Here is a 21,349-nt window from a genome sequence, read left to right on the forward strand (position 1 = left end):
CGCCTGCCCCGCGCGGGGGGTGATTAAAAGCCGCGTGTGGCTTGCGCGTATGGTCCGTTTCATGATGAACGCGGCTACCGGTGGGACACGGCGGCGCCTGGGGGTCATGGGCGGCACCTTCGACCCCATCCACCACGGTCACCTGGTCGCGGCCAGTGAGGTCGCCCACCACTTCGATCTCGACGAGGTGGTCTTCGTGCCGACCGGGAAACCGTGGCAGAAGGCCGACAGGACCGTCTCGGCCGCCGAGGACCGCTATCTGATGACGGTCATCGCGACCGCCTCCAACCCGCGCTTCTCGGTGAGCCGTGTCGACATCGACCGGCCCGGCCCGACCTTCACCATCGACACCCTCAGGGAGGTCTCCGAGGCCTGGGGACCCGACGTCGACCTGTTCTTCATCACCGGCGCCGACGCCCTCGCCCAGATCCTGAGCTGGCACAACGTCGACGAGCTGTTCACCATCGCCCATTTCGTGGGCGCCACCCGGCCCGGTCACGTGCTGCACGACCCGGGCCTGCCGCACGGCAAGGTGAGCCTGGTGGAGATCCCCGCGCTGGCCATCTCCTCCTCGGAGTGCCGCACCCGGGTGGCCTCGGGGGAACCGATCTGGTACCTCGTCCCCGACGGGATCGTCCAGTACATCAACAAGCGCGGCCTCTACCGGCACCCGGAGGGCTGAGCGGGGGGTCTGCCGGGCTCGTCCCCGACCCGAGGCCGTCGCCTGCCGCGAGTCACAGCGCGTTTCGGAGAGATTCGCTATGATTCGAGAAGTTTGCGTGGTACGGGTATCCGCAGCTCACCCGGTGTGACCGCCGAACCTCAGGATCATCCCGGTCGTCCCGGACCGGCAAGCGCGGCCCCGGCCGCGGAAGACGAACCCGATCGGGCCGCCGATTCCGCCCGCCGCGCGGAATCGGGCGGCATACGACGGGCGTTGTTCGAACTGTGGCTCTTCAAGGAGCACCCGATCGGGCACCCTGATAGGTGACAGCGCCGACTAGCAGGAGGACTGACCCACACCGTGACAGCAACCGACAGATCCGTCCAGCTCGTCAGGCTCGCCGCCGAGGCGGCGGCGGACAAACTGGCCGATGACATCCTGGCCTACGACGTGAGCGACCAGCTCGTCATCACCGACGCGTTCGTGCTCTGCTCCGCCACCAACGACCGCCAGGTCCGCGCCATCGTCGACGAGATCGAGGACCGGCTGCGGATCGAGGCCGACGTCAAGCCCGTCCGCCGCGAGGGCGAGCGCGAGGGCCGCTGGGTCCTGCTGGACTACATCGACATCGTCGTGCACGTCCAGCACGAGGAGGACCGCACCTTCTACGCGCTGGAGCGCCTGTGGAAGGACTGCCCCTCCATCTCGCTGCCGGACAGCGTCACCCAGGTCGCCGCCCAGCGCGCCCGCGGGACGGTAGCTGAGTGAGCCCGCGTGTCGTCTGCCTCAGGCACGGTCAGACGCTGTGGAACGTCGAGCACCGGTTCCAGGGGCACACCGACATCCCGCTCGACGAGACCGGGGTCGCGCAGGCCGCCCGCGCGGCCTCGCTGCTCGCGGCGCTGCGCCCCAGCATGATCGTCTCCTCCGACCTCCAGCGGGCCTTCGACACCGCCTCGGCGCTGGCCCGGGTCACCGGGCTGGAGGTCAGGGTCGACAAGGAGCTGCGCGAGCGGGGAGGCGGTGAGTGGGAGGGGCTCACCCGGGAGGAGATCTCCGAGAAGTGGCCCCGGGAGTTCGTCGCCTGGGAGGCGCCGGGCGGCGAGGCGGTCGCCGACGTCGCGACGAGGGTGTCGACGTCCGTACGCCGCTGGGCGGCCGAGCTCGGCCCCGACGACCTGCTCGTGGTCGTCTCGCACGGGGCGGCGATCCGGCTCGGCATCGCCATGCTGATGAACCTGCCCGAGGAGCTCTGGCCCGCCCTGGGCGGTCTGGGGAACTGCTCGTGGTCGGTGCTCGAGCAGTCCCGCAAGGGCTGGCGCCTGATGGAGCACAACGCCGGCACCCTCCCGGAGCCGGTCAGGAGCGACGACAGCCCCGAGGCCACCGAGGACGATCCCGGGACCACCGCCCGGGGGTGAGCCCGTCGCGGCCCGGCCCCTGCCGCCGGGCTCGCCGGGTCCGCCGTGGCGGGTGGTGACGGTGGTGACACCGGGGAGGGCCGGCCGGTCCCGGCGTACGCCCGAAGGCCGTCGCGAGGCCGTCGCGAGGCCGTCGAGGGCCGCCCGGCCGTCGATTAGGTGAACACGGTGGTGTCCTTATATGCTTCCCGAGCGCCGCGACGAGAGGACTCGCAGCGGTGATCAGGGGCTATGGCGCAGCTGGTAGCGCGCCTCCATGGCATGGAGGAGGTCTGGGGTTCGAATCCCCATAGCTCCACCCTCGGCCGCCCTCCGTCCACGCGTGGACGGAGGGCGGTTCTCGTTCTCCGGGACGCGCTCCTCGCGGTCCCTTTCCCACGATCCCTCTCGTGGCCCTCTCCGTCGCAGCCGCAGCCGCCGCCCGGGCCCCGTGACGCCCGCGGAAGACGTGAGAACGCTCCCGGCCCGCCGCTCCGAACCGGCCACGTGTCCTCCGTCTGAACGCGTGGCCGGCACGACGCGGCGGGCCGGGGACCGCGGATGCGGGCGAGGCGCTCGCGGTTCCCCCACGATGGCGCATATGGAATGGCGAAAAAGCCCCTTTTAGGTGTGCTTAAGGTGGGCTTACCCATGATCTAAATCAACGCCGGCCGCCCGCCGCGGGTCACCCTCGCTCGCGACGGGGGCGGACCCGCCCGGACCGGCGCTCGTGCCGGTCGGTACGGAACCAGAGCTGGACCCTGGCGCCCCCCATGGAGGAGGCGTCGATGCGCAGCGAGCCGCCCGTGGACTCGGCGAGCCTGCGGGCGATGTCCAGCCCGAGCCCGGTGGACCCCGCGCCGCTGGCCCCGCGCCGCAGGGCGGCCTCGGGGTCGCCGATCCCGGGCCCGGCGTCGGCGATGAGCACGCCGACGGTTCCGGTGCCCTGGTGCAGGGTCACCGTGAATCCGGTGCCCTCGGGGGTGTGCCGGAAGACGTTGCCGAGCAGGGCGTCCAGTACGGCACCGAGCTCGGTGGCCGCGACCGGGACCCGGGCGGGGGCCGAGGCGCCGATCAGCTCCCAGGGCCGCCGCTGGTCCTCGGCCAGCGCGGACCAGAAGGTCAGCCGCTCGCGGAGCACCTCGGCGGCGTCGCAGTGGACGAGCTCCGGGGCGCGGGAGGGCTGCCTGGCGGTGGCGATGATCTGGTCCACCTCGGCCTCCAGCCGGCCGAGCGCGTTCCTGCTCTGCTCGGCCTCCGGTCCCAGGTGCTCCAGGCTGAGCCGCAGGGCGGCCAGGGGCGTGCGCAGCCGGTGCGACAGGTCGGCGGCCATCTCCCGTTCGGCGGCCAGCAGCTGGACCACGCGGTCGGCCATGCTGTTGAACGCCTCACCGGCGGCGACCAGCTCGGGAGGTCCCTCGGGTTCGATGCGGACGCTGAGGTCTCCCGCGCCCAGCGCGCCGGCCGCCCGGCCCAGCCGCCGGGCCGAGCGCACCACCCGTACCCCCAGGCGGTCGCCGACCAGCAGGGAGCCGGCCACCAGGGCCGCCGCCACCCCGCTCAGCACCGCCCACGAGGCGGTGACGCCCCGGGTGAGGTCGCCGGGCGGGACGAAGACCTCGACGACCACCGTCCGGCCGCCGTCCAGGGCGACGGGACGCAGCAGCAGGCGGCCGGAGCCCAGCTCCGCGGTGACGGCCCGGGTCAGCCGGGAGGCCGAGGCCACGGTGGCGGCGGGTGCCCTGACGGTTCCGGCCGAGCCGCCGTCCGGCAGGTGGACCCCGATCCGGTCCCGCGCGCCGGTGCTGAGCAGTGCGTGGGTCAGCCGGGCCGGGTCGACGGTGATGGCCAGCACGGGGACGAGGGCGGACGCCTGCCGTTCGGCCTGGGCCATGGCCCGGTCGTGGGCGATCTCCCTGACCACCAGCCCGAGCGGGATGAGGAAGGCCAGGGCCACCATCGAGGTCCCCGCGACGGTGAGCAGCGCCAGGGTCCGCCTCATGTCGGCGTGGTCAGCATGACCCCGACGCCCCGTACGGTGTGCAGGTAGCGGGGGGCGGAGGCGCTCTCGCCGAGCTTGCGGCGCAGCCAGGACAGGTGGACGTCGATCGTCTGGTCGTCCCCGTAGGACTGCTGCCAGACCTCGGTGAGCAGTTCCTTGCGGGAGACCACCCGGTCGGCACGGGCGGCCAGGTAGGCCAGCAGGTCGAACTCGCGCCGGGTCAGGGTGAGCGGGCTCCCCTCCAGGGTGGCCTCGCGCCGGTTCACGTCCACGGCGAGCGCGCCGACGCGCAGCACCGGGGGCGGGGTGGCGCTGCGCGCGCGGCGCAGCACGGCGTCCAGCCGGGCGTTGAGGTGGTCGCCGGAGAAGGGCTTGACCAGGTAGTCGTCGGCGCCCGCCTGGAGGAGACGGACGATCTCCGCCTCGTCGTCCCTGGCGGTGGCCACGATGACCGGGACGCTGGAGACGCTGCGGACCATCTTGAGCGCCTCGGCCCCGTCCAGGTCGGGCAGCCCGAGGTCGAGGATCACCGCGTCCGGCGGGTTCTGGGAGATCTCCCGCAGGGCGTCCAGGGCACGTCCCGCGCTGCGCACCGCGTGCCGGCGCCTGCTGAGCTCTTGAATGATCGCGGATCGTACGTACTCGTCATCTTCGACCACCAGAACCGTCGCCATGCGTGTAACGGTAGTGAAGAGTGGGACATATGACGTAATAATTCACGACATGCGGCAGACGCTGGGGTTCATCGCGGTGTGGTGCGTCGCCACGGTCCTGGCGGTGTCGGTCGCCTGGTTCGGTGTCCGCGACGTGCTGCGCAGCGAGGTCTTCGAGGACGCGGGCGTCGAGCCGCTCAACGCCGCCATCGGCCGCACCGGCGCGGAGAGACCCCCGTGGCCCGTGACCGCGCCGTCCTCGGCCTCCGGCCGGACCCCGGAACCGCGCCCGGCCTCGTCCGCGAGCCGGAGCGCCCGGCCGCGCCCGGCCCGCTCCCCGTCGGGGAGCGACGCGGCGCCGGAGCGGACGCGGCGGGCCGAACCGCGTCCCGGGACGTCGAGGGCACCGACGGCGCCGACGGCGCCGACGGCATCGAGGGCGCCGACGGCACCGGCGACCTCGCCCCCGGCCTCCCGCGCCACCCGGGCCGCCACGGCGTCGCCGCGCGCCGGCGCCGGTCCCGAGGCCACCAGGACCCGGTCGGTCTCGACCGAGAACCTGCGCGTGATGAACGTCAAGGGCGGTTCCGTCTCCTTCGCCATCGAGAACGGTGTCTGCCGTCTCGTCACCGCCGCGCCCAGGGCGGGCTACGAGGCCAAGGTCGCCTCGGCCCCCGGATGGATCCGGGTCGATCTGGTCCGGGGGGAACACGGCTCGGCGGTCTTCTGCATCGGCGCCGAGGGCCGCACCGACCTGTGGGAGTACTAGGCGGGCCCGCCGGATGCGGGGCACGCGGGCCGGGACGCGCCGCGCCTCAGTCCCAGACGACCTTCGGCGCCTCGTCGCCGGTGGCCTCGGCGACGAGACGGGCACTGTCCTCGGCCTCGGCGCGGCGCGCGGGTGCCAGGCCGTCGAAGAGGGTGACCGTCAGCTCGCGCTCCTGGCGGCGGTAGCGCCAGGTGCCGGCCACCTCGCCGTCGACGAGCAGCGCCCCCGGCCCGGAAAGGGCCCGCCACACCTGCCGGCGCCTGCCGGGGTCGGGGACGAGCAGGTTCCGGTCGGCCTGGCGCAGGTAGGGGTCGTGCGGCGGGACGAGGACGACCCCCTCGGGGGCGGGTGCCCGTCTCACCTCGTCCAGGAGCGACTCGGGCAGGTCGTAGGGCCGGTCGCCGACCCGTACCCGGACCAGGTCCTCGCCGAGTTCCCTCCACAGGCCGGCGACGGCGGCGGTGTCGCTCCCCATCCAGTCGCGGAACAGGGCCCGGGAGGCCGGGCCGTTCACCCGCAGGTAGGCCCGCAGCAGCGTCAGGCGCGGGTCGCCGTCCCGGTCCTGTCGCTCTCCCCGCGGGGCGTCCGGGGCCGGGTACAGCATGGTCACGCGCTGGTCGCCGGGGCCGACGACGAGCCGTGCCCGGCATCCGCCGGCGCGGAACAGCGCGTCGGGGACGTGGTCGGCGTCGCAGCGCTCGCACCGGATCACCAGCGAGGCCGGTACGCGGTCGTTCACCTCGCGGCTCGCCTCCGGCTTCGGCGTCGGGCCGGTCACCACGGCCCTCAGCGCGGCGGCCACCTCGTCGACCGCCCGCACCCAGGCGGCTCCGCCCTCGTCCGACTCCCGGGGGGCGAGGGCGTCGCGCAGGAGGTCCAGGTCGGCCAGGCGGTGCGCGTGCGGTGCCCCGCGTACCGACCACATGCTCACCAGCGGCCCGCCGGGGGAGACGGCCTCGGCGACGCTCGCGGACCCGACGGTTCCCGTGCGCTGGATCAGCGCCCGCGTGGCGTCGGCCTGCCGGCCGTCCTGGAATCCCAGCAGCAGCAGGTCGTCGGGCGTCCCCTCGCGAGACCGGCGTTCCAGGCCGTGTCCCCGCCACCTGAAGCCCAGCCAGCGGGCCCTGTCCAGTGTGATCGCGTTCCCCATCGCGTCACTGTAATACAGGGCCGGGAGCGGGGGATCGTCCCCTTTCGTCGGCACGGTGACGGGCGGACGACCCGTGAACGTGATCTGGACGGTGATGAAAGATTCACTATTTTTCCTGACATTTCCAGTCCAATCTTGACGATCACTCCCGTCAGGACGACACTGGGCGGCAATCCGGTGGAACCCGGCGCAGGCCCGGCGGCAGGCGGGCCCGGCGAGACGGCCCGGAGGATCGAGCGGTACGCGACCCGTACTTGTTAACGTTAACAATGCCCCGGTGCCACCGGCCGCATGTCGCCGTGGAGTGTGGGTCGCCCCCGGAACCTCACGTCAAGGAGACTCATGAGATCAGAGGGATACAGGCCGCGGAAGGCGCTCGGTGGCCTTGTCGCGACGGCCCTGGCGCTGATGACGGCCGTCGCGACGGCGAGCCCGGCGGACGCGGCGACCCGGTACGAGGCCGAGAGCGCCCGCATCTCCCAGGGAGTGGTGGAGTCCAACCACGCCGGTTACTCCGGCTCGGGCTTCGTCAACGGCGACAACGCCGCGGGCTCCTACGTGGAGTGGACGGTCCAGGCGGCGAGCGCGGGCACCGCGACCGTGGCGCTGCGCTACGCCAACGGGTCGGCCGGGAACCGGCCCGGCGACGTCTCCGTCAACGGAGCGGTGGTCTCCGCGGCCCGCGCGTTCGGCCCGACCGGTGCCTGGAGCACCTGGGCGACCAGCACGCTCACCGTCACGCTGCGGGCCGGCGCCAACACGATCCGGGTGACCGCGACCACGGCCGCAGGCAACCCCAACCTCGACCACCTCGACCTGGAGACCGCCTCGTCGGACACCGCGCCCCCGACCGCGCCGTCCGGCCTGACCCGGTCCGCCGTCACCGCCACCACGGCCACCCTGAGCTGGACCGCCTCGTCCGACGACACCGGCGTGACCTCCTACGAGGTACGCAGCGGCGGCACCGTCTACGCGACCGTCACCGGCTCCCCGCCGGCCACGTCCGTCACGGTCACCGGCCTGGCCTGCGCCAGCCCGTACTCGCTGCACGTGGTGGCCAGGGACGCCGCGGGCAACGTCTCCGCGCAGAGCGGGACCGTCACCTTCACCACCGCGGCGTGCGGGGGCGGGGTGCCGTCGGGCATCACCCAGATCTCCACCGGCTGGACGGTCCCGTGGGGCGTGGCCTGGCTGCCGGACGGGCAGAACGCGCTGGTCACCGAACGCGACAGCTTCCGCGTCTACCGCACCTCGCTCTCGGGCGCCAGGACGCTGGTCGGCACCGTGCCCGAGACGATGGGCACCGGCGGCGAGGGCGGCCTGCTGGGGGTCGCGGTGGACCCGAACTGGGCGAGCAACCGGTACGTCTACTTCTTCCACACCGCCTCGGAGGGCAACCGGATCGCCCGGATGACCTACGACGGCACCTCGCTGGGCGGCTACACGGCCCTGGTGCGGAACATCCCCAAGAACCGCTACCACAACGGCGGCCGGCTGGCCTTCGGCCCCGACGGGTACCTGTACGCCACCACCGGTGACGCGCAGGTCACCGCCAACGCGCAGAACCGCGACTCGCTCGCCGGCAAGATCCTGCGGATGACCACCGCGGGGCAGCCCGCCCCCGGCAACCCGTTCGGCACGCTCGTCTACAGCTACGGTCACCGCAACCCGCAGGGCATCGCCTGGGACTCGCGGGGACGGCTGTGGCAGGCGGAGTTCGGCAACAGCCAGTTCGACGAGCTCAACCTGATCAAGCCGGGACTCAACTACGGCTGGCCCACCTGCGAGGGGAGCTGCTCCGTGGCCGGAATGGAGAACCCCAAGCGCCAGTGGCCGGTGAGCACCGCCTCGCCCAGCGCCGTCGCGGTCGTCGGCGACGCGGTCTACATGGCGGCGCTGCGCGGTGAGCGGCTCTGGCGGATCCCGCTGGAGGCGGGGGAGGCCACCGGCACGCCGGTCGCCTACTACGTGGGCACCTACGGCCGGCTGCGCACCGTGGTCGCGGTGCCGGGGGCCGACCGGCTCTGGCTGACCACGACCAACGCCGACGCCGGCGGGGGCGAGCCCGCGGGCTCCGACCGCATCTTCAGGGTCGACATCTCCTGACGCCACCGCACCCGTCCGCGTCCGGCGTCACCGCCTGCGTCCGGCGTCACCCTCTGGCGTCACCCTCCGACGCCATCGTCCCCGTCGCCGGGGTCGCCGCCCTCACCGTGCTCGCGCAGGTACGCGGCGGCCTCGGCGACACGTCCCTCGCCGAAGACCGCGATCCCGTTCCGCTCCAGCAGGGCGGTGGTGACGCCGTGGCCCGGCACCCGCCCCCCGGCGAAGGCGCCGTCGTGGATGGTCAGGCTGCCGCAGGAGGGGCTGCCCTCCTTGAGGATCGCCACCCGCGCGCCACAGGAGCGGGCGGCCTCCAGTGCCGCCCGCGCACCGGCCACGAAGGCCGCCGTGACGTCCTCGCCCCCGGCCGTCAGCACCCTGGCCGTGCCCGCGAGCACCGCCTCGCCCCCGGCGCCGCCCTCGATCTCCGCGGCCGGGCGCGGTACGGGCAGCCCGCCCTCGACCTCGGGGCAGAACGCCACCAGCCGTCCCTGCCGCCGCCAGGCGGCCAGCAGCGCGTCCTCGTTGGTCTTGGCCGCCCCGTCGTACCGCACCCTGCGCCCCATCAGGCAGGCGCTGACCATGATCCTGTCCACCGGCCCAGAGTACGTGGCGCGGAGCGGGGGGCGCCCGGGCCGGGCAGTACCCTGCTGCTCATGTTCTCCGACTTCCCGAGCTTCGCGAGTTCCGCGGGCTCCACGAGCTCCGCGAGCTCCGCGGGTCCCGCGAGGTCTCGATGATCGGGCCGCTCGCGACGGGCCTGATCGTGCTGTCACTGGTGATCGGGCTGTGGGCCCTGGTGAACACCATGCGCGACAGGCCGATGGGAAGGGTGCTGCCGGGCGCGCTCGCGCTGCTGGAGCTCGGCCTGATCGTCCAGGCCGGGGTGGTGGCCGCCGCGCTGGCGCGGGGCGAGGGCCCGCAGGGGACGGCCACCGTCATCGGCTACCTCGCCGGCACCGTGCTCATCCCGCCGGTGGCGCTGTTCCTGGGGTACGCGGAGCGCTCGCGCTGGGGGTCCGCGGTGATCGCGGTGGCCGGTTTCGCGATCCCCGGGATGGTCGGCCGGCTGCTCCAGATCTGGCAGGGCCTGGTATGAGCGAACCGGCGATCGGCACCGGTCCCGGGCGCGTGCTGGTGGCGGTCTACGGGGTGTTCGCCCTGGCGGCCGGGGCCCGCGCCGCCGTGCAGATCGCGACGCGGTTCGACGAGGCGCCGCTGGCCTACGCGCTGTCGGCGTTCGCCGCGGCCGTCTACCTCGTGCTCACCGTGGCGCTGGCCGTGGGGAACAGGACGCTCGCGCTGATCGCCTGCGGGATCGAGCTGGCCGGGGTGCTCGTCGTGGGCACCCTCGGCATGGTCGACCCCGAGGCGTTCCCCCGGGCCACCGTCTGGTCGGGCTACGGAAGCGGCTACCTGTTCATCCCGTTCGTGCTGCCCTTGCTGGGGATCTACTGGCTTTTGCGACGCCGCTAGTTAGAGCCTTTCCCACCTGGGCAGCTTTGCTCCTCGAACCGACCAAACCACAAGGGAGGCACGGTCATGAGCACGATTGAACAGTCCGTTGACGTCAACGTTCCCATCCGGACCGCGTACAACCAGTGGACCCAGTTCGAGAGCTTTCCTGAGTTCATGGAAGGCGTCGAGTCGATCAAGCAGCTGAGCGAGACGCGCACCGCGTGGGTCGTGGAGATCGCCGGGGTCCACCGGGAGTTCGAGGCGGAGATCACCGAGCAGCACCCTGACGAGCGGGTGGCGTGGAAGTCCTTGGAGCGGCCGCACCAGGCCGGCGTGGTGACCTTCCACCGCCTCGGCCCGGACACCACCCGGGTCACGCTCCAGCTCGACTACGACCCCGAGGGGTTCGTGGAGACCGTCGGCGACTGGCTTCAGCTCGTCAAGCTGCGCATCCGTGGCGACATGGAGCGTTTCAAGACCTTCATCGAGTCGCGTGGCGGCGAGACCGGCGCCTGGCGCGGTGAGGTGCCCGGCCCGCACGAGCGCGCCGACGAGGGCGGCCTGACGGGTGGCTCGGGTCTGGGCTCCACCGGCGGTGGCGTCGCGGGCTTCGACGAGCCCGCTCCGCCGCGCACGGTGGGCGGGGACGTCTACCCGCCGGACTCCGCGCTCCCGCCCCCCGGCAGCACGCCGCTCCCGGGTGCCGGTCGCGGTCTCGGCGAGGAGCCGCCGCCCACCCCCGGTCCGCGTATCTGACGCGTTCCCGACTCGCCCGGTGCCGGTGCCAAGGCATCCGGTGCCCGGGCCGTCCGGGTTCCGGGCCTCGGAGCCGAGGTCCGTGCCGTGCGTGAGAGAGCCGGGTCACGCCCTGTAAAGGGGAGCGTGGCCCGGCTTTCACGTTGTCAGCGATTGCCGTCGGCTCCGCCGGTCAGGAACAAACGCAGGTTTCAGTCCTGTTACAGTCGTGGTCAGCCAATCATCCTACGATTGGACGAAACCACCGAGGAGGACTGGAACCCGCATGAGCGTGCTCACCCATCAGACCAGGGGCCGCACCACCGGCACGAACGGCTCCCTCGCCTGGCTGCTCGTGCTGGGGATCATCCTCGCGGCGCTCAACCTGCGCACCGCCGTCACGAGCGTCGGGCCGGTCCTCGACCAGATCACCTCCGCCCTGGGCATGACCGCCGTCGGGGTCGGCCTGCTCACCACGCTGCCCGTGCTCATCTTCGCCTCGGTCGGCGCGGTGACCCCGGCGCTGGCCAGGAGGATCGGCGAGCACCGCCTGCTGCTGCTCTCCCTCATCGTGCTCGGCGCCGGCCTGCTGATCCGGTCGATGGTCGGCTCGGCCGAGGTGTTCCTCTACGCCAGCGCGCTGGCGCTGTCGGGCGGAGCCGTGGGCAACGTGCTCATCCCCAGCCTGATCAAGCGGCACTTCCCCGGCAGGGCCGGGACCATGACCACCGTCTACACCACCGCCCTCGCGGTGGGCACGATGCTCGCGGCCGCCGCGACCGTCCCCATCGAGCGGGCCGCCGACGGGAACTGGCACGTCGCGCTGGGCGTGTGGGGGGCGCTCGCCGCCGTCGCCGCCGTTCCGTGGTTCGCGCTCTCGCGCAGGGAGCCCGAGCGGCACGGCGCGGACGGCGGGACCGGCGCCCGCGCCCTGCTCCGCAGCAGGCTGGCCTGGGCGGTCGCCGCCTACTTCGGCACGCAGAGCATGGTCGCCTACATCATGTTCGGCTTCCTGCCCAAGATCCTGATCGACGGCGGCTACACCACCGCGCAGGCGGGGCTGGTGCTGGGCGTCTTCACCGCGATCGGCATCCCGGTGTCGCTCTTCGTGCCCGCGATCGCCTCCCGGTTCACCGACCAGCGGCCCGTGGTGGTCGCCTTCGTGCTCTTCTACACGGCGGGCTTCGCGGGGCTGTGGCTCGCGCCGTCGTCCATGGCCTGGATCTTCGCGAGCCTGGTCGGCATCGGCATGGGGTCGTTCCCGCTCGCGCTGACCATGCTCGCCATGCGCACCCGCACCCCCGAGGCGACGGCCGCGCTCTCCGCCTTCGGGCAGAGCACCGGCTACCTCATCGCGGGGGCCGGGCCCCTGGTGGTCGGCATCCTGCACGAGTCGAGCGGCGGCTGGACGATGCCGTTCCTGCTGCTGTTCGCGGTGGTCGCCGCGCAGCTCGTGGCGGGCTGGTACGCCGGCCGCCCGGGTCACCTGGAGGACGAGGGCGCCCTCGCCACCCGCTGAGGACACCGGACACCGGGAGGGTCCGCGGCCCGGGGGCGGGTCCCGGGCCGCACCGGTGACACGGGGGCCGGCGGTACGGGACCCCCGGGCCGCGCCGGACCGTCCGGGATCCCCGGACGGTCCGGCGGGGCGTGACCGGTGCCCCGTGGCGTCCGCTCAGTCCAGCCGCAGGCGGTCGGCCAGGCCCGCGGCGGCGAAGGCGTCCACCAGGGCGTCGCGGCCCTCGGTGAAGTGGGTCCAGCTGTCGAAGTGCACCGGGACCACCCGGCGCGCACCGAGGATCCTCGCCGCCTCGGCGGCCTGGGCGCTGTCGAGGACGAGCAGCGCGCCGTCGAGGACGCCGGGGATGCGGGGGGCCCCGGCGAACAGGACCGCCGTGTCCACCGGGCCGAACCGCTCGGCGATCTGCTCGACCAGTTCCAGCGAGGCGTTGTCGCCGCTGACGTAGACCGTGGGCAGGTCGGCCGCGGTCAGGACGAACCCGACGACCTCGCCGGTGACCGCCTCGGCCCCCTCGGGGCCGTGCAGGGCGGGCGCGCCCGTCACGGTCACGGTGCCGCCGTCGGGGCGGCGCAGCTCGGCGGAGGCCCACGGTGCGAGGCCCCGGGCGTCACCGCCGAGGCGGCCGGCGCCGCTCGGGGTGGTGAGGGTGACCGGGACGCCGTCCAGCAGGGCCCGTCCGGAGTCGTCGAGGTTGTCGGGGTGCTCGTCGTGGGAGAGCAGGACCACGTCGACGGGGCCCAGGTCCGCCGGGGTGATCGCGGGAGGCGCGGTCTTGGTCAGCAGCGGGCGACCGGCCCCGGGGTAGTCGCCGGGAGGGTCGAAGGTCGGGTCGGTGAGGAATCTCAGGCCGCCGTACTCGATGAGGGCGGTCGGCCCGCCGAAGACGCGGACGGGAACCTGCTGGTCGGTCGTGCCGGTAGCGGTCATGACAAAACACCTCACGGATGAGAAGGGGCTTATCCGTGAGGAACGGTAACCGCTTCTCACGGATGAATGCAATCCGTACCATGAGAGGTATGAAGGAGACCGTGACCGCCACGCCCGTCCTGCCTCCCGCTCCGGGAGCCGAGCGGCATCTCGCCCTCGACGTGGCCAACACCGTCATCGCCCTGCCCGGCGGGCGGTGCGTCGATCTCCTCGACACCCCCGACGCCGTCGGCCGCTGGCTCGCCGAACGCGACCTCGCCCCGGCCGAGATCGGGCTGCAGGAGCTGTGCGCGGGACAGCTGCGGTCGCTGCGCGACCAGATCAGGGCGCTGTTCGCCGCGTGTGCCGGCGGGCTGCCCGTGCCGGCCGCGGCCCTCACCGCCGTCAACGAAGCGCTCACCCGGGCCCCCGCCGCCTCCCTGCTGCACTGGGACCCCGCCCGAGGCCTCTACCGCGCCCCCTGTCACCCCCTCACCCGGATCGTCGAGCACGCCCTCGCGGTCCTCGCCGCCGACGCCGCGGACCTGCTCACCGGTCCCGACGCCGAACGCCTCATCGCCTGCGCCTCCACCCCCTGCAACCGCTACCTGCTGCGGTACGGCCGCCGCCACTGGTGCTCGACCCGTTGCGGCGACCGTGCCCGCGCGGCCCGCGCCTACGCGCGCCGCCCCCGGCCCGGGACGGGCTGAGGCACGTCGCCCGCCGGTTCCCGGCCCACCGCCCGCAGCGCCGAGGCGGCGGCGGCCAGCGCGCTGTTCGAGGAGACCTCGCTGAGCATGCCCGGGGCGGCCACCGAGTCGCCCGCCAGCCAGACGCCGTCCCCCCGGTCGATCGCCGGCCGGTCCCGCCAGCTCGTCCCCGGCAGGTCCAGGGCGCCGGTGCGGCCGTTGCAGACGGCCTCCCACCGCCAGGTCGTCCGCTCCCGCCACCCGGGCAGCCCCAGGTCGGCCACCCGCTCCGCGCGTGCGATCGCCCCGTCCTTGCCCTCGCCCTCCCGCAGGGGCATCTGGAGCTGGCAGAGGGAGTGGCCCGCCGGGGCGAGCGAGGGGTCGGGCAGGCTGTACCGCTCCAGGAAGCCGCCCTCGTCCAGGTCGGAGACCAGGAAGAGGTCGTCGGCGCTCGCGCGCAGGCCGAGGTCGAGCAGGACGGCCCGGCCGCTCTCCCAGCGCAGCGACCCGTCCCCGAGCAGGGCCCTGGCTGCGTCCAGCGAGGTCGCCACGATCACCGGGGTGTCCTCGGGCAGGGCGTCCATCCGTGAACCGGTCTCGATCCGCACGCCCAGGCCGCGCGCGTGGATGGCCATCCGGTCGACCACCCGTCCCCAGCCGCCGGTGACGTAGCGCGGTGCCGGGGGCTTCGGCGCGGCGGCCCGCAGCACCCGCTCCCAGACGAACGCCGCGGACAGCCGCCCGGGGTCCCCGTCGTAGGTGATCACGCCGACCAGCCCGGCGGCGGCGCGCATGCCCTCCTGCCCGAAGTGCCGGCCGGCCCAGGTGGCGAAGTCCTCGTCGACCGGGGCCCGCAGGCGCCGCCTGGCCAGGGCCTTCACCAGCGACAGCGGGGGCCCGCCGAGCCGGCCGCCGTGCCGGAACCTGGACCTGGCCAGCGCGCGGAGGGGGAGCCTGGTGTACGGCTGGACCAGGCCCCTGGCCACCAGCCAGTTCCACGGCGCGCCGTCGGAGTAGAAGACGTGGGTGCCGTCGTTGGCGACGTACGGGCCGTCGGTGCTGCGGGCCCGGCCGCCCAGCTTCCGGTGGGCCTCGTGGAGGGTGACCCGCGCGCCCGCCTCGGCGCACGCGATGGCGGCGGTGAGCCCGGCCAGGCCCCCGCCCACGATGCTGATCTCTCGTGTCTGTCGTGTCATGCCCCCAGGACGCACCGGGAGGGTGCGTTCGTGACACCGCATCCCGCCGTCACCCCCGTTCCCGTCCCCGGTCCCGGCCGCGTGGCCCGGCGCGCCGGGGCGGGACGTCACAGCCGGGCGAGCTTGTCCGGGTTGGCCACCAGGAAGACGGTCTGGATCAGGCCGTCCGCGACGTCCAGGGAGAACACCGCGGCCGGACGCCCGCCCACCCGCGCCAGCAGGGCCGGCGCGCCGTTGACGTCGGCGATCCCCATGTCGAAACCGTCGCCGGGTTCGGCGCCCACGCTCTCCAGGAACCTCCGCGCCCCCTCCTCGGTGGCGATCGCGGTCAGGAAGCGCAGCACCCTGCCCGCGCCCGTGATGACCCGGAGCGGGGCCTTGGCCTTGCCGCCGCCGTCGCTGACCAGCGACGCGTCCTCGGCGAACATCGAGGCCAGCGCCCCCAGGTCACCGCCCATCGCCGCCTGGGCGAACCGCTCGGTGAGCCTGCGCCGCAACCGGTGATCCACCTCGAACCTGGGCCTGCCCTCCCGGACGTGCTCCCTGCCGCGCCGGGCGAGCTGCCGGGTCGCGGCCTCGCCGCGGCCGATCACCTCGCCGATCTCCGCGTACGACAGGCCGAACGCCTCGCGCAGCACGAACACCGCCCGCTCCAGCGGGGAGAGGGTCTCCAGCACCACGAGCAGCGCCAGCTCCACCGAGCCGGCCAGCTCCACGTGCTCGGCCACGTCCGAGGTCACCACCAGCTCCGGCAGCCACGACCCCACGTAGGACTCCCGCCTGGCCTTGAGCCGGCGCAACCGGTCGATCGCCAGGCGCGTCACCACCCTGACGAGGTAGGCCCGGTCGTTCTCCACCAGGGAGGCGTCCACCTCCGACCAGCGCAGCCACGCCTCCTGGACGACGTCCTCGGCGTCGGTCAGGCTGCCCAGGATCCGGTAGGAGACCCCGGTCAGCAGGTCTCGGTGCTCCTCGAAACGCTCAACGCTCATGGCGACATAGACGTATCACGGCGCCCGGACGTGACACGACCCGGGTAAACGGCTGTTTACCGCAACGCTCTACCATTTCAGGACGGACGTCGGCAGCGAAGGAGCGCGCAGTGACCGGAACGACCCTCGCCGAACCGGACACCGCGCGGCAGGGGAGACATCTCTGGCTGACCCTGGTGGCGCTCTCGGCTGCCGGGATGGTCGTCTCGGTCCAGCAGACCGTGGTCATCCCGCTGCTGCCCAGGCTGATGACCACCTTCGGCGTCTCGGTCGCCGAGGTGACCTGGGTCTTCACCGCCTCGCTGCTGGCCGCGGCGGTCGCCACGCCGCTGCTCTCGCGCCTGGGCGACATGTACGGCAAGAAGAGGATGATCCTGTTCACCGTGGGCCTGCTCGTACTGGGGTCGGTGATCTGCGCGCTGTCGGCCTCCCTGCCCGTGCTGATCGCCGGGCGGGCCCTGCAGGGCGCGTCCGCCGCGCTGATCCCGCTGGCCATCGGCATGATTAAGGACAGTTTCCCGGCCGCCAGGGTCATGACGGCCATCGGGGTGGTCAGCGCCACCATGGGCGTCGGCGGCAGCCTCGGCATGATCGTCACCGGCCTGATCGCCGACCGCACCCCCAGCCACCATCCGGTCTTCTGGATCACCGCCGGTCTCGCCGTGGCCGCGATCGTCCTCATCGCGCTGAGCGCCCACGACACCGGGGGAGGCACCGGCGGCCGTCCCGATCTCGTCGGCGCGGCCCTGCTGTCGGTCTGGCTGGTCTGCCTGCTGCTGGCCGTCTCCAAGGGCAACGACTGGGGTTGGGGCTCGGGGACCGTCCTGGGGCTGTTCGCCGGCGCGGTCGCCGTCTGCGCCGTGTGGGTCTACAGCCAGCTGCGCCTCCGTGCCCCGATGGTCCGTCTCCACCTGCTCGTCGGCCCGCGCTCGCTGCCCGCGAACCTGGCCTCGCTGCTCCTGGGCTTCGCCATGTTCGGCTCGTTCACGCTGATCTCCAGCTTCATCCAGACGCCCTCCTCCGCCGGGTACGGGTTCGGCGGCTCCGTCCTGGACGTCGGCATCTACGCGCTGCCCAGCACCGTGACCATGCTGCTCGCCTCCTTCATGGCCGGCCGCCTGTCCGGCCGGCTCGGCCCCGCCTACTCCCTGGCCCTCGGCGCGAGCCTGTGCGCGGTCGGATTCGGCTGGTTCACCCTCTTCAACGACTCGGTGCCCCACCTGATCGGTTCCAACGCGGTGCAGGGCCTGGGCCTGGGCATCGCCTACGCCGCGCTGGGGGCGCTCGCCGTCCAGCACGTGCCGATGCACGAGAGCGGCATCGCCAGCGGGATCAACTCCCTGGTCCGCTCCATCGGCGGCAGCGTCTCGGGCGCCGCGACCTCGGCCCTGCTCACCTCGATCACCATCGCCGGGACCTCCGTCCCGTCCCGGAGCGCGTACGTGATCTCCTTCGCCGTCATCACCGCGAGCGCCGTCGGGTCCGCCGCCATCGCCCTGGTCTCCGGAATGCTGGCGCGAGAGGTGCCGGCGATCGGTTAGGATTTCATCTGCGTCGCAAGGGGCTATGGCGCAGCTGGTAGCGCGCCTCCATGGCATGGAGGAGGTCTGGGGTTCGAATCCCCATAGCTCCACGTCGAGCCGTTCTCGCAGCGGCCCGAAGGCAGTTCACGAGATCCCGTCCGATCACCTCGATCGGACGGGATCTCGTCGTTTCCCGGCCGTCGTGGCCGTCGTGGCCGTCGTGGCCGTCGTGGCCGTCGAGCGGATCGCCGGGCGGATCGCCCGCGAGGGCTTCGCGCAGAGGACGTGCCCCCCAGGGAGAGTGCGCGGGAGCCCGGACCGGCCGCGGGCCGGGAGGTCGTTCAGGGACTTCGGTATCCCACCCCGGGACGACTCGAAATCCGCGCCCGGGGACTCCGGGGAAGTGAACCCATCGGCGCGCGCACCGCCAAGAGGTTAAGGATGTCAACAATCAACCTGCTGAAGGGGAAGGTACGATCGGGGCATGAGCGCCGATGCCGATCCCGTCGTGGCCGAGCTGACCGAGCTGGTCGGCCAGGTCGCGGGACGCCTGCGCGCGCAGTTCAACGCGACCGCGGCGGAGCTGGACCTTCCCCCCGCCCAGGCGCTGGCGCTGGCCCGTCTGCGGGACCCGGTCCCGATGCGCGAGCTGGCCGACTGGCTGTCCTGTGAGGCGTCGAACGTGACCGGCATCGTCGACGGCCTGGAACGTCGCGGCCTGGTCACCCGCCGGCCCGACCCCTCCGACCGCCGGGTCAAACTCCTGGTGCTCACCGAGGAGGGCACGCGCAGGAGGGACGTCCTGTGGTCGCGTGGCCACGCGCAGGCGATCTCCCTGTTCGCGCTCTCCGGAGACGACCGCCTGCTCCTGCGGGACATGCTCAGGCGGCTCCTGGCGGGCCCGGCCGGCTGAGGCGATGTTTGCCGCCGGGGGGTGAGGGCAGCCGAGAACGTATCCGACGTGGTGCTACAGGAGGTCAGATGGTCCCCCGGAAGCAGAAGGTCGGCACGGTCGCGGTGGTCGCCCATCAGCGCAAGACGTTCGGCGGAGGGCTGGACGAGTTGCGCAGGCTGCTCGCCGACGAGGGTGTCGGCGAGCTGCTCTGGTACGAGGTGCCCAAGAGCAAGAAGGCCCCGAAGCAGGCGCGCAAGGCCCTCAAGGAGGGTGCCGACCTGGTTTTGGTGTGGGGCGGCGACGGCATGGTGCAGCGCTGTGTGGACGCGCTCGCGGAGTCCGGCGTGACGATCGGCATCCTGCCCGCGGGGACGGCCAACCTCTTCGCGCAGAACCTCGGCATTCCGGAGGACCTCCCCAAGGCCGTGCACATCGCCTTTCACGGTGAGAGCCGCAAGCTCGACCTGGGGAAGGTCAACGGCGAGCACTTCGCGGTGATGGCCGGGGTCGGGTTCGACGCGGCGATGATCAAGGACGCGGACCGGGGTCTCAAGGACCGCCTGGGGCGCGCCGCCTACGTCTGGACGGGCCTGCGCCACATCCGTGGCGAGCTCGTGCAGATGGACGTCCGGATCGACGGGGTGCCGTGGTTCGAGGGCGAGGCGAGCTGCCTGCTGCTCGGCAACGTCGGCACCATCACCGGCGGGATCGAGGCGTTCGACGACGCGCGCCCCGACGACGGGTGGCTGGAGGTCGGTGTGACGACCGCCAAGGGGCCGATCCAGTGGGCACGGGTGCTCGGCCGGATGACGACCGGCAGGTCCGACGACTCGCCGTTCGTCCGGATGACCCGGGCGCGCAAGATAACGGCCAAGCTCGGCGCTCCCATGACCTACGAGCTGGACGGCGGCGCCAAGGGCACCGTCACCGAGCTCAAGGCCAAGGTGGTACCGGCCGGCATCACGATCCGTGTCCCCGCGACCACGGACGCCTCGGAGAACCCGGACGCCACGACGGGCACCGGCGAGCCCGCCGACGCCGCGCGCCCCTGAGCGATCGGCCCTGGCGGGACGCGAGGAGCGTGCGGATCCGGCGCGTGTGACGGCCGCGTTCCGGGGGTTCCCGGGCGCCCGGCCGCGCAGGCAGATCCCCTCTTTTCATTAATATTCATAACAAATACGCATTCGGTATGGTTTGTCGATATTTTCGCGTGATGGAAGCGAACGGGCCGATGACCGGTGGTCGCTGGACGGACGCCGGCGTCCCCGGCGCGCGGGGCGGTGACCACTGCGGCCCGTCGGGGACGGGCGGGATCCGAGGCCGTCCCCGGCGGGTCCGGTCCGCCGCCCTCCGGCGAGACGGCGCCGTCCGGCGACGGCGCCGCACCGGGTCGGAGCGCCTGACGGGGATCGTGTACGAGCTGTGATCGAGTTTCACGTGTCGGTCGACATAGCGCACCCCGCGGCCGAGATATGGCGCATCATCGCCGACTTCGGCCAGGACCCCCGCTGGCGCGCGGGCGTGACCACCATGGCGCCGGACCCCCCGGGCCCGGTCGTGCCGGGTACCACCACCGACGAGGTCATCAGCTTCCACGGCCGCGCCTACCGCACCGGCGGCCAGGTGACCCGGGTGGTCCCGGGCACGGAGTTCGCCTGGCGGATGACCTCGGGGATCGACGCCGAGGGAGAGAGGTCGGTCGTGCCGCTGGCCGAGGACCGGTGCCGGGTGACCCTGCGGCTCAGGGTCGGGCTCTCCGGTCTGCACCGCCTGCGCGCGCCCCTGCTGCGCCGCGCGCTCAGGCGCAAGTACCAGGAGGACCTCCGCCGCCTGAGCGACCTGGTGGCACCCGGACCTGACCCTCCCCGGGCGGGACCGGCGGTGACCCGCGGATAACCGGTTGTCCCGCGGTCGCGTGCGGGGAAAGCATGGCGGTCATGTCACTGCGCTTTCACGAGATCGCCGAGGACGGGCACCGCATCCTCAACCCGTTCACCCACGACAAGCTGGCGCTGCTGGGGGAGATCGCCCGGCTCCGGCCGGGGCACCGCCTGCTCGACCTGTGCTGCGGCAAGGCGGAGATGCTCTGCCAGTGGTCCCTCGCGTACGGGATCGAGGGGGTCGGGGTCGACATCAGCGACGTCTTCCTCGCCGCCGGGCGCGCCAGGGCCGGGGAACTCGGGGTGGCCGGCCGGGTGCGCCTGGAGAAGGGCGACGCCGCGGCCTACCGGGCCGAGCCCGGCGCGTTCGACGTCGTCTCCTGCCTGGGGGCGACCTGGATCGGGAACGGCCTGGCCGGCACGGTCGAGCTGATGCTCCCCGCACTGCGCGCGGGCGGGATCCTGCTCGTCGGCGAGCCGTACTGGGACTCCGAGCCGCCGGAGGGCGCCTACGAGGCGTTCGGCTTCGGCCCCGAGGACTTCACCTCGCTGGCGGGCACGATCGACAGGTTCGAGGCCGCCGGGGTCGAGGTGCTGGAGATGGTCCTCGCCGACGGGGACAGCTGGGACCGCTACGTGGCGAGCCAGTGGTGGACGCTGAGCGACTGGCTCCGCGACAACCCCGGCGACCCCGACGTCGAGGGGGTGCGCGACTTCCTGGAGTGCTGCCGGCGCACGCACGTCGAGTACGGAAGGCGCCATCTCGGCTGGGGGGTCTTCGTGGTGCGACCTCGTTGACGGCTACCGACGGG

The 21,349-nt window shown here is 73.1% G+C and carries 23 protein-coding genes and 2 tRNA genes; 17 read left to right on the plus strand and 8 right to left on the minus strand.

All coding sequences use genetic code 11. The features are described from left to right. The first annotated feature begins 61 nt into the window (after positions 1 to 61). The 4 genes from nadD to ACZ6RT_RS00130 all read left to right on the plus strand — a co-directional run bounded on the left by nadD (position 62) and on the right by ACZ6RT_RS00130 (position 2,383). On the plus strand, positions 62 to 682 hold the full coding sequence (nadD, locus tag ACZ6RT_RS00115) for a nicotinate-nucleotide adenylyltransferase (RefSeq protein ID WP_470151474.1): 621 nt from the start codon (positions 62 to 64) through the stop codon (positions 680 to 682). 342 nt (positions 683 to 1,024) lie between these two features. Further along, the gene (rsfS, locus tag ACZ6RT_RS00120) at positions 1,025 to 1,432 is read left to right on the plus strand and encodes a ribosome silencing factor (RefSeq protein WP_344895858.1); all 408 of its coding nucleotides are present in this window, start codon (positions 1,025 to 1,027) and stop codon (positions 1,430 to 1,432) included. Further along, complete coding sequence (locus ACZ6RT_RS00125) at positions 1,429 to 2,085, plus strand: histidine phosphatase family protein (protein ID WP_470151477.1); 657 nt, start codon at positions 1,429 to 1,431, stop codon at positions 2,083 to 2,085. The genes rsfS and ACZ6RT_RS00125 overlap by 4 nt, the downstream gene beginning before the upstream one ends. Positions 2,086 to 2,310: 225 nt before the next feature. Then, a tRNA-Ala gene (locus tag ACZ6RT_RS00130) sits at positions 2,311 to 2,383 on the plus strand. 366 nt (positions 2,384 to 2,749) lie between these two features. On the opposite strand, the gene ACZ6RT_RS00135 is transcribed toward ACZ6RT_RS00130, so the two are convergent. From ACZ6RT_RS00135 to ACZ6RT_RS00145, 3 genes are read right to left on the minus strand one after another with little or no spacing between them, the layout of a single operon-like run. Continuing rightward, on the minus strand, positions 2,750 to 4,066 hold the full coding sequence (locus ACZ6RT_RS00135; protein WP_470151478.1) for a sensor histidine kinase: 1,317 nt from the start codon (positions 4,064 to 4,066) through the stop codon (positions 2,750 to 2,752). Continuing rightward, on the minus strand, positions 4,063 to 4,740 hold the full coding sequence (locus ACZ6RT_RS00140) for a response regulator transcription factor (protein WP_399187119.1): 678 nt from the start codon (positions 4,738 to 4,740) through the stop codon (positions 4,063 to 4,065). Before ACZ6RT_RS00140 ends, ACZ6RT_RS00135 begins: the two co-directional genes overlap by 4 nt. A 42-nt stretch (positions 4,741 to 4,782) precedes the next feature. After that, the gene (locus ACZ6RT_RS00145) at positions 4,783 to 5,298 is read right to left on the minus strand and encodes a hypothetical protein (RefSeq protein WP_470151480.1); all 516 of its coding nucleotides are present in this window, start codon (positions 5,296 to 5,298) and stop codon (positions 4,783 to 4,785) included. Between ACZ6RT_RS00145 and ACZ6RT_RS00150 the strand changes: the two genes are divergently transcribed. After that, a complete protein-coding gene (locus ACZ6RT_RS00150) occupies positions 5,288 to 5,488 on the plus strand; it encodes a hypothetical protein (RefSeq protein WP_399187117.1) in 201 nt (66 codons plus the stop codon). The two genes, ACZ6RT_RS00145 and ACZ6RT_RS00150, sit on opposite strands and share 11 nt — an antisense overlap. 46 nt (positions 5,489 to 5,534) lie before the next feature. Here ACZ6RT_RS00150 and ACZ6RT_RS00155 read toward each other — a convergent pair whose 3' ends face one another. Further along, positions 5,535 to 6,638: a DNA glycosylase AlkZ-like family protein gene (locus tag ACZ6RT_RS00155; RefSeq protein ID WP_470151482.1), complete on the minus strand. Its 1,104-nt coding sequence runs from the start codon at positions 6,636 to 6,638 to the stop codon at positions 5,535 to 5,537. Positions 6,639 to 6,980: 342 nt separating this feature from the next. Here ACZ6RT_RS00155 and ACZ6RT_RS00160 point away from each other — a divergent pair, with 342 nt between their 5' ends. Continuing rightward, a complete protein-coding gene (locus ACZ6RT_RS00160; protein WP_470151484.1) occupies positions 6,981 to 8,744 on the plus strand; it encodes a PQQ-dependent sugar dehydrogenase in 1,764 nt (587 codons plus the stop codon). A 59-nt stretch (positions 8,745 to 8,803) separates the two neighbouring features. Here the strand turns inward: ACZ6RT_RS00160 and ACZ6RT_RS00165 are convergent, their stop codons facing one another. Further along, entirely contained in the window at positions 8,804 to 9,337 is a 534-nt protein-coding gene (locus ACZ6RT_RS00165; RefSeq protein WP_470151486.1) for a 2-thiouracil desulfurase family protein, read from the minus strand. 140 nt (positions 9,338 to 9,477) lie between these two features. Here ACZ6RT_RS00165 and ACZ6RT_RS00170 point away from each other — a divergent pair, with 140 nt between their 5' ends. From ACZ6RT_RS00170 to ACZ6RT_RS00185, 4 genes are all read left to right on the plus strand, one after another. Then, positions 9,478 to 9,840 (plus strand): hypothetical protein, encoded by a 363-nt coding sequence (locus tag ACZ6RT_RS00170; RefSeq protein WP_470151487.1) that lies wholly within the window; start codon positions 9,478 to 9,480, stop codon positions 9,838 to 9,840. Further along, positions 9,837 to 10,217, plus strand: a complete 381-nt coding sequence (locus ACZ6RT_RS00175; protein ID WP_399187111.1) for a hypothetical protein — start codon at positions 9,837 to 9,839, stop codon at positions 10,215 to 10,217. Before ACZ6RT_RS00170 ends, ACZ6RT_RS00175 begins: the two co-directional genes overlap by 4 nt. Before the next feature lie 66 nt (positions 10,218 to 10,283). Then, positions 10,284 to 10,955, plus strand: coding sequence for an SRPBCC family protein (locus ACZ6RT_RS00180; RefSeq protein WP_470151489.1), 672 nt, complete (start codon positions 10,284 to 10,286; stop codon positions 10,953 to 10,955). 265 nt (positions 10,956 to 11,220) lie between these two features. Continuing rightward, positions 11,221 to 12,453 carry a CynX/NimT family MFS transporter gene (locus ACZ6RT_RS00185; RefSeq protein WP_470151490.1) on the plus strand — a complete coding sequence of 411 codons (1,233 nt, stop codon included), beginning with the start codon at positions 11,221 to 11,223 and terminating at the stop codon, positions 12,451 to 12,453. A gap of 156 nt (positions 12,454 to 12,609) precedes the next feature. On the opposite strand, the gene ACZ6RT_RS00190 is transcribed toward ACZ6RT_RS00185, so the two are convergent. After that, entirely contained in the window at positions 12,610 to 13,383 is a 774-nt protein-coding gene (locus ACZ6RT_RS00190) for an MBL fold metallo-hydrolase (RefSeq protein ID WP_470151491.1), read from the minus strand. Positions 13,384 to 13,472: 89 nt separating this feature from the next. On the opposite strand from ACZ6RT_RS00190, the gene ACZ6RT_RS00195 reads away from it, so the two are divergent. Then, positions 13,473 to 14,072, plus strand: a complete 600-nt coding sequence (locus ACZ6RT_RS00195; protein WP_470151492.1) for a CGNR zinc finger domain-containing protein — start codon at positions 13,473 to 13,475, stop codon at positions 14,070 to 14,072. Here the strand turns inward: ACZ6RT_RS00195 and ACZ6RT_RS00200 are convergent. Further along, on the minus strand, positions 14,039 to 15,247 hold the full coding sequence (locus ACZ6RT_RS00200; RefSeq protein WP_470151494.1) for an NAD(P)-binding protein: 1,209 nt from the start codon (positions 15,245 to 15,247) through the stop codon (positions 14,039 to 14,041). The two genes, ACZ6RT_RS00195 and ACZ6RT_RS00200, sit on opposite strands and share 34 nt — an antisense overlap. Before the next feature lie 107 nt (positions 15,248 to 15,354). Continuing rightward, entirely contained in the window at positions 15,355 to 16,239 is an 885-nt protein-coding gene (gene sigJ / locus ACZ6RT_RS00205; protein ID WP_470151496.1) for an RNA polymerase sigma factor SigJ, read from the minus strand. A gap of 110 nt (positions 16,240 to 16,349) precedes the next feature. Between sigJ and ACZ6RT_RS00210 the strand changes: the two genes are divergently transcribed. From ACZ6RT_RS00210 to ACZ6RT_RS00235, 6 genes are all read left to right on the plus strand, one after another. After that, the gene (locus tag ACZ6RT_RS00210; protein ID WP_470151498.1) at positions 16,350 to 17,780 is read left to right on the plus strand and encodes an MFS transporter; all 1,431 of its coding nucleotides are present in this window, start codon (positions 16,350 to 16,352) and stop codon (positions 17,778 to 17,780) included. A gap of 19 nt (positions 17,781 to 17,799) precedes the next feature. Then, positions 17,800 to 17,872, plus strand: a tRNA-Ala gene (locus ACZ6RT_RS00215). A 374-nt stretch (positions 17,873 to 18,246) separates the two neighbouring features. Then, positions 18,247 to 18,675, plus strand: a complete 429-nt coding sequence (locus ACZ6RT_RS00220; RefSeq protein ID WP_470151500.1) for a MarR family winged helix-turn-helix transcriptional regulator — start codon at positions 18,247 to 18,249, stop codon at positions 18,673 to 18,675. Positions 18,676 to 18,743: 68 nt separating this feature from the next. Then, positions 18,744 to 19,709: a diacylglycerol/lipid kinase family protein gene (locus ACZ6RT_RS00225; protein WP_470151502.1), complete on the plus strand. Its 966-nt coding sequence runs from the start codon at positions 18,744 to 18,746 to the stop codon at positions 19,707 to 19,709. Between the two features lie 370 nt (positions 19,710 to 20,079). Beyond that, positions 20,080 to 20,553 (plus strand): SRPBCC family protein, encoded by a 474-nt coding sequence (locus ACZ6RT_RS00230; protein WP_470151504.1) that lies wholly within the window; start codon positions 20,080 to 20,082, stop codon positions 20,551 to 20,553. Between the two features lie 41 nt (positions 20,554 to 20,594). Then, positions 20,595 to 21,335, plus strand: a complete 741-nt coding sequence (locus ACZ6RT_RS00235) for an SAM-dependent methyltransferase (RefSeq protein WP_470151506.1) — start codon at positions 20,595 to 20,597, stop codon at positions 21,333 to 21,335. The last annotated feature ends 14 nt before the right edge of the window (positions 21,336 to 21,349 follow it).

The organism is Streptosporangium sp. NPDC050148, assembly GCF_055586505.1.

What these genes read in the sequence shown, in the direction of transcription:
- nadD (WP_470151474.1), top strand. Translation starts at nt 62, where the DNA reads ATGATGAACGCGGCTACCGGTGGGACACGGCGGCGCCTGGGGGTCATG.
- ACZ6RT_RS00135 (WP_470151478.1), bottom strand. Translation starts at nt 4,066, where the DNA reads ATGAGGCGGACCCTGGCGCTGCTCACCGTCGCGGGGACCTCGATGGTG.
- ACZ6RT_RS00140 (WP_399187119.1), bottom strand. Translation starts at nt 4,740, where the DNA reads ATGGCGACGGTTCTGGTGGTCGAAGATGACGAGTACGTACGATCCGCG.
- ACZ6RT_RS00150 (WP_399187117.1), top strand. Translation starts at nt 5,288, where the DNA reads ATGAACGTCAAGGGCGGTTCCGTCTCCTTCGCCATCGAGAACGGTGTC.
- ACZ6RT_RS00155 (WP_470151482.1), bottom strand. Translation starts at nt 6,638, where the DNA reads ATGGGGAACGCGATCACACTGGACAGGGCCCGCTGGCTGGGCTTCAGG.
- ACZ6RT_RS00160 (WP_470151484.1), top strand. Translation starts at nt 6,981, where the DNA reads ATGAGATCAGAGGGATACAGGCCGCGGAAGGCGCTCGGTGGCCTTGTC.
- ACZ6RT_RS00170 (WP_470151487.1), top strand. Translation starts at nt 9,478, where the DNA reads ATGATCGGGCCGCTCGCGACGGGCCTGATCGTGCTGTCACTGGTGATC.
- ACZ6RT_RS00175 (WP_399187111.1), top strand. Translation starts at nt 9,837, where the DNA reads ATGAGCGAACCGGCGATCGGCACCGGTCCCGGGCGCGTGCTGGTGGCG.
- ACZ6RT_RS00180 (WP_470151489.1), top strand. Translation starts at nt 10,284, where the DNA reads ATGAGCACGATTGAACAGTCCGTTGACGTCAACGTTCCCATCCGGACC.
- ACZ6RT_RS00185 (WP_470151490.1), top strand. Translation starts at nt 11,221, where the DNA reads ATGAGCGTGCTCACCCATCAGACCAGGGGCCGCACCACCGGCACGAAC.
- ACZ6RT_RS00190 (WP_470151491.1), bottom strand. Translation starts at nt 13,383, where the DNA reads ATGACCGCTACCGGCACGACCGACCAGCAGGTTCCCGTCCGCGTCTTC.
- ACZ6RT_RS00195 (WP_470151492.1), top strand. Translation starts at nt 13,473, where the DNA reads ATGAAGGAGACCGTGACCGCCACGCCCGTCCTGCCTCCCGCTCCGGGA.
- ACZ6RT_RS00200 (WP_470151494.1), bottom strand. Translation starts at nt 15,247, where the DNA reads ATGACACGACAGACACGAGAGATCAGCATCGTGGGCGGGGGCCTGGCC.
- sigJ (WP_470151496.1), bottom strand. Translation starts at nt 16,239, where the DNA reads ATGAGCGTTGAGCGTTTCGAGGAGCACCGAGACCTGCTGACCGGGGTC.
- ACZ6RT_RS00220 (WP_470151500.1), top strand. Translation starts at nt 18,247, where the DNA reads ATGAGCGCCGATGCCGATCCCGTCGTGGCCGAGCTGACCGAGCTGGTC.
- ACZ6RT_RS00225 (WP_470151502.1), top strand. Translation starts at nt 18,744, where the DNA reads ATGGTCCCCCGGAAGCAGAAGGTCGGCACGGTCGCGGTGGTCGCCCAT.
- ACZ6RT_RS00235 (WP_470151506.1), top strand. Translation starts at nt 20,595, where the DNA reads ATGTCACTGCGCTTTCACGAGATCGCCGAGGACGGGCACCGCATCCTC.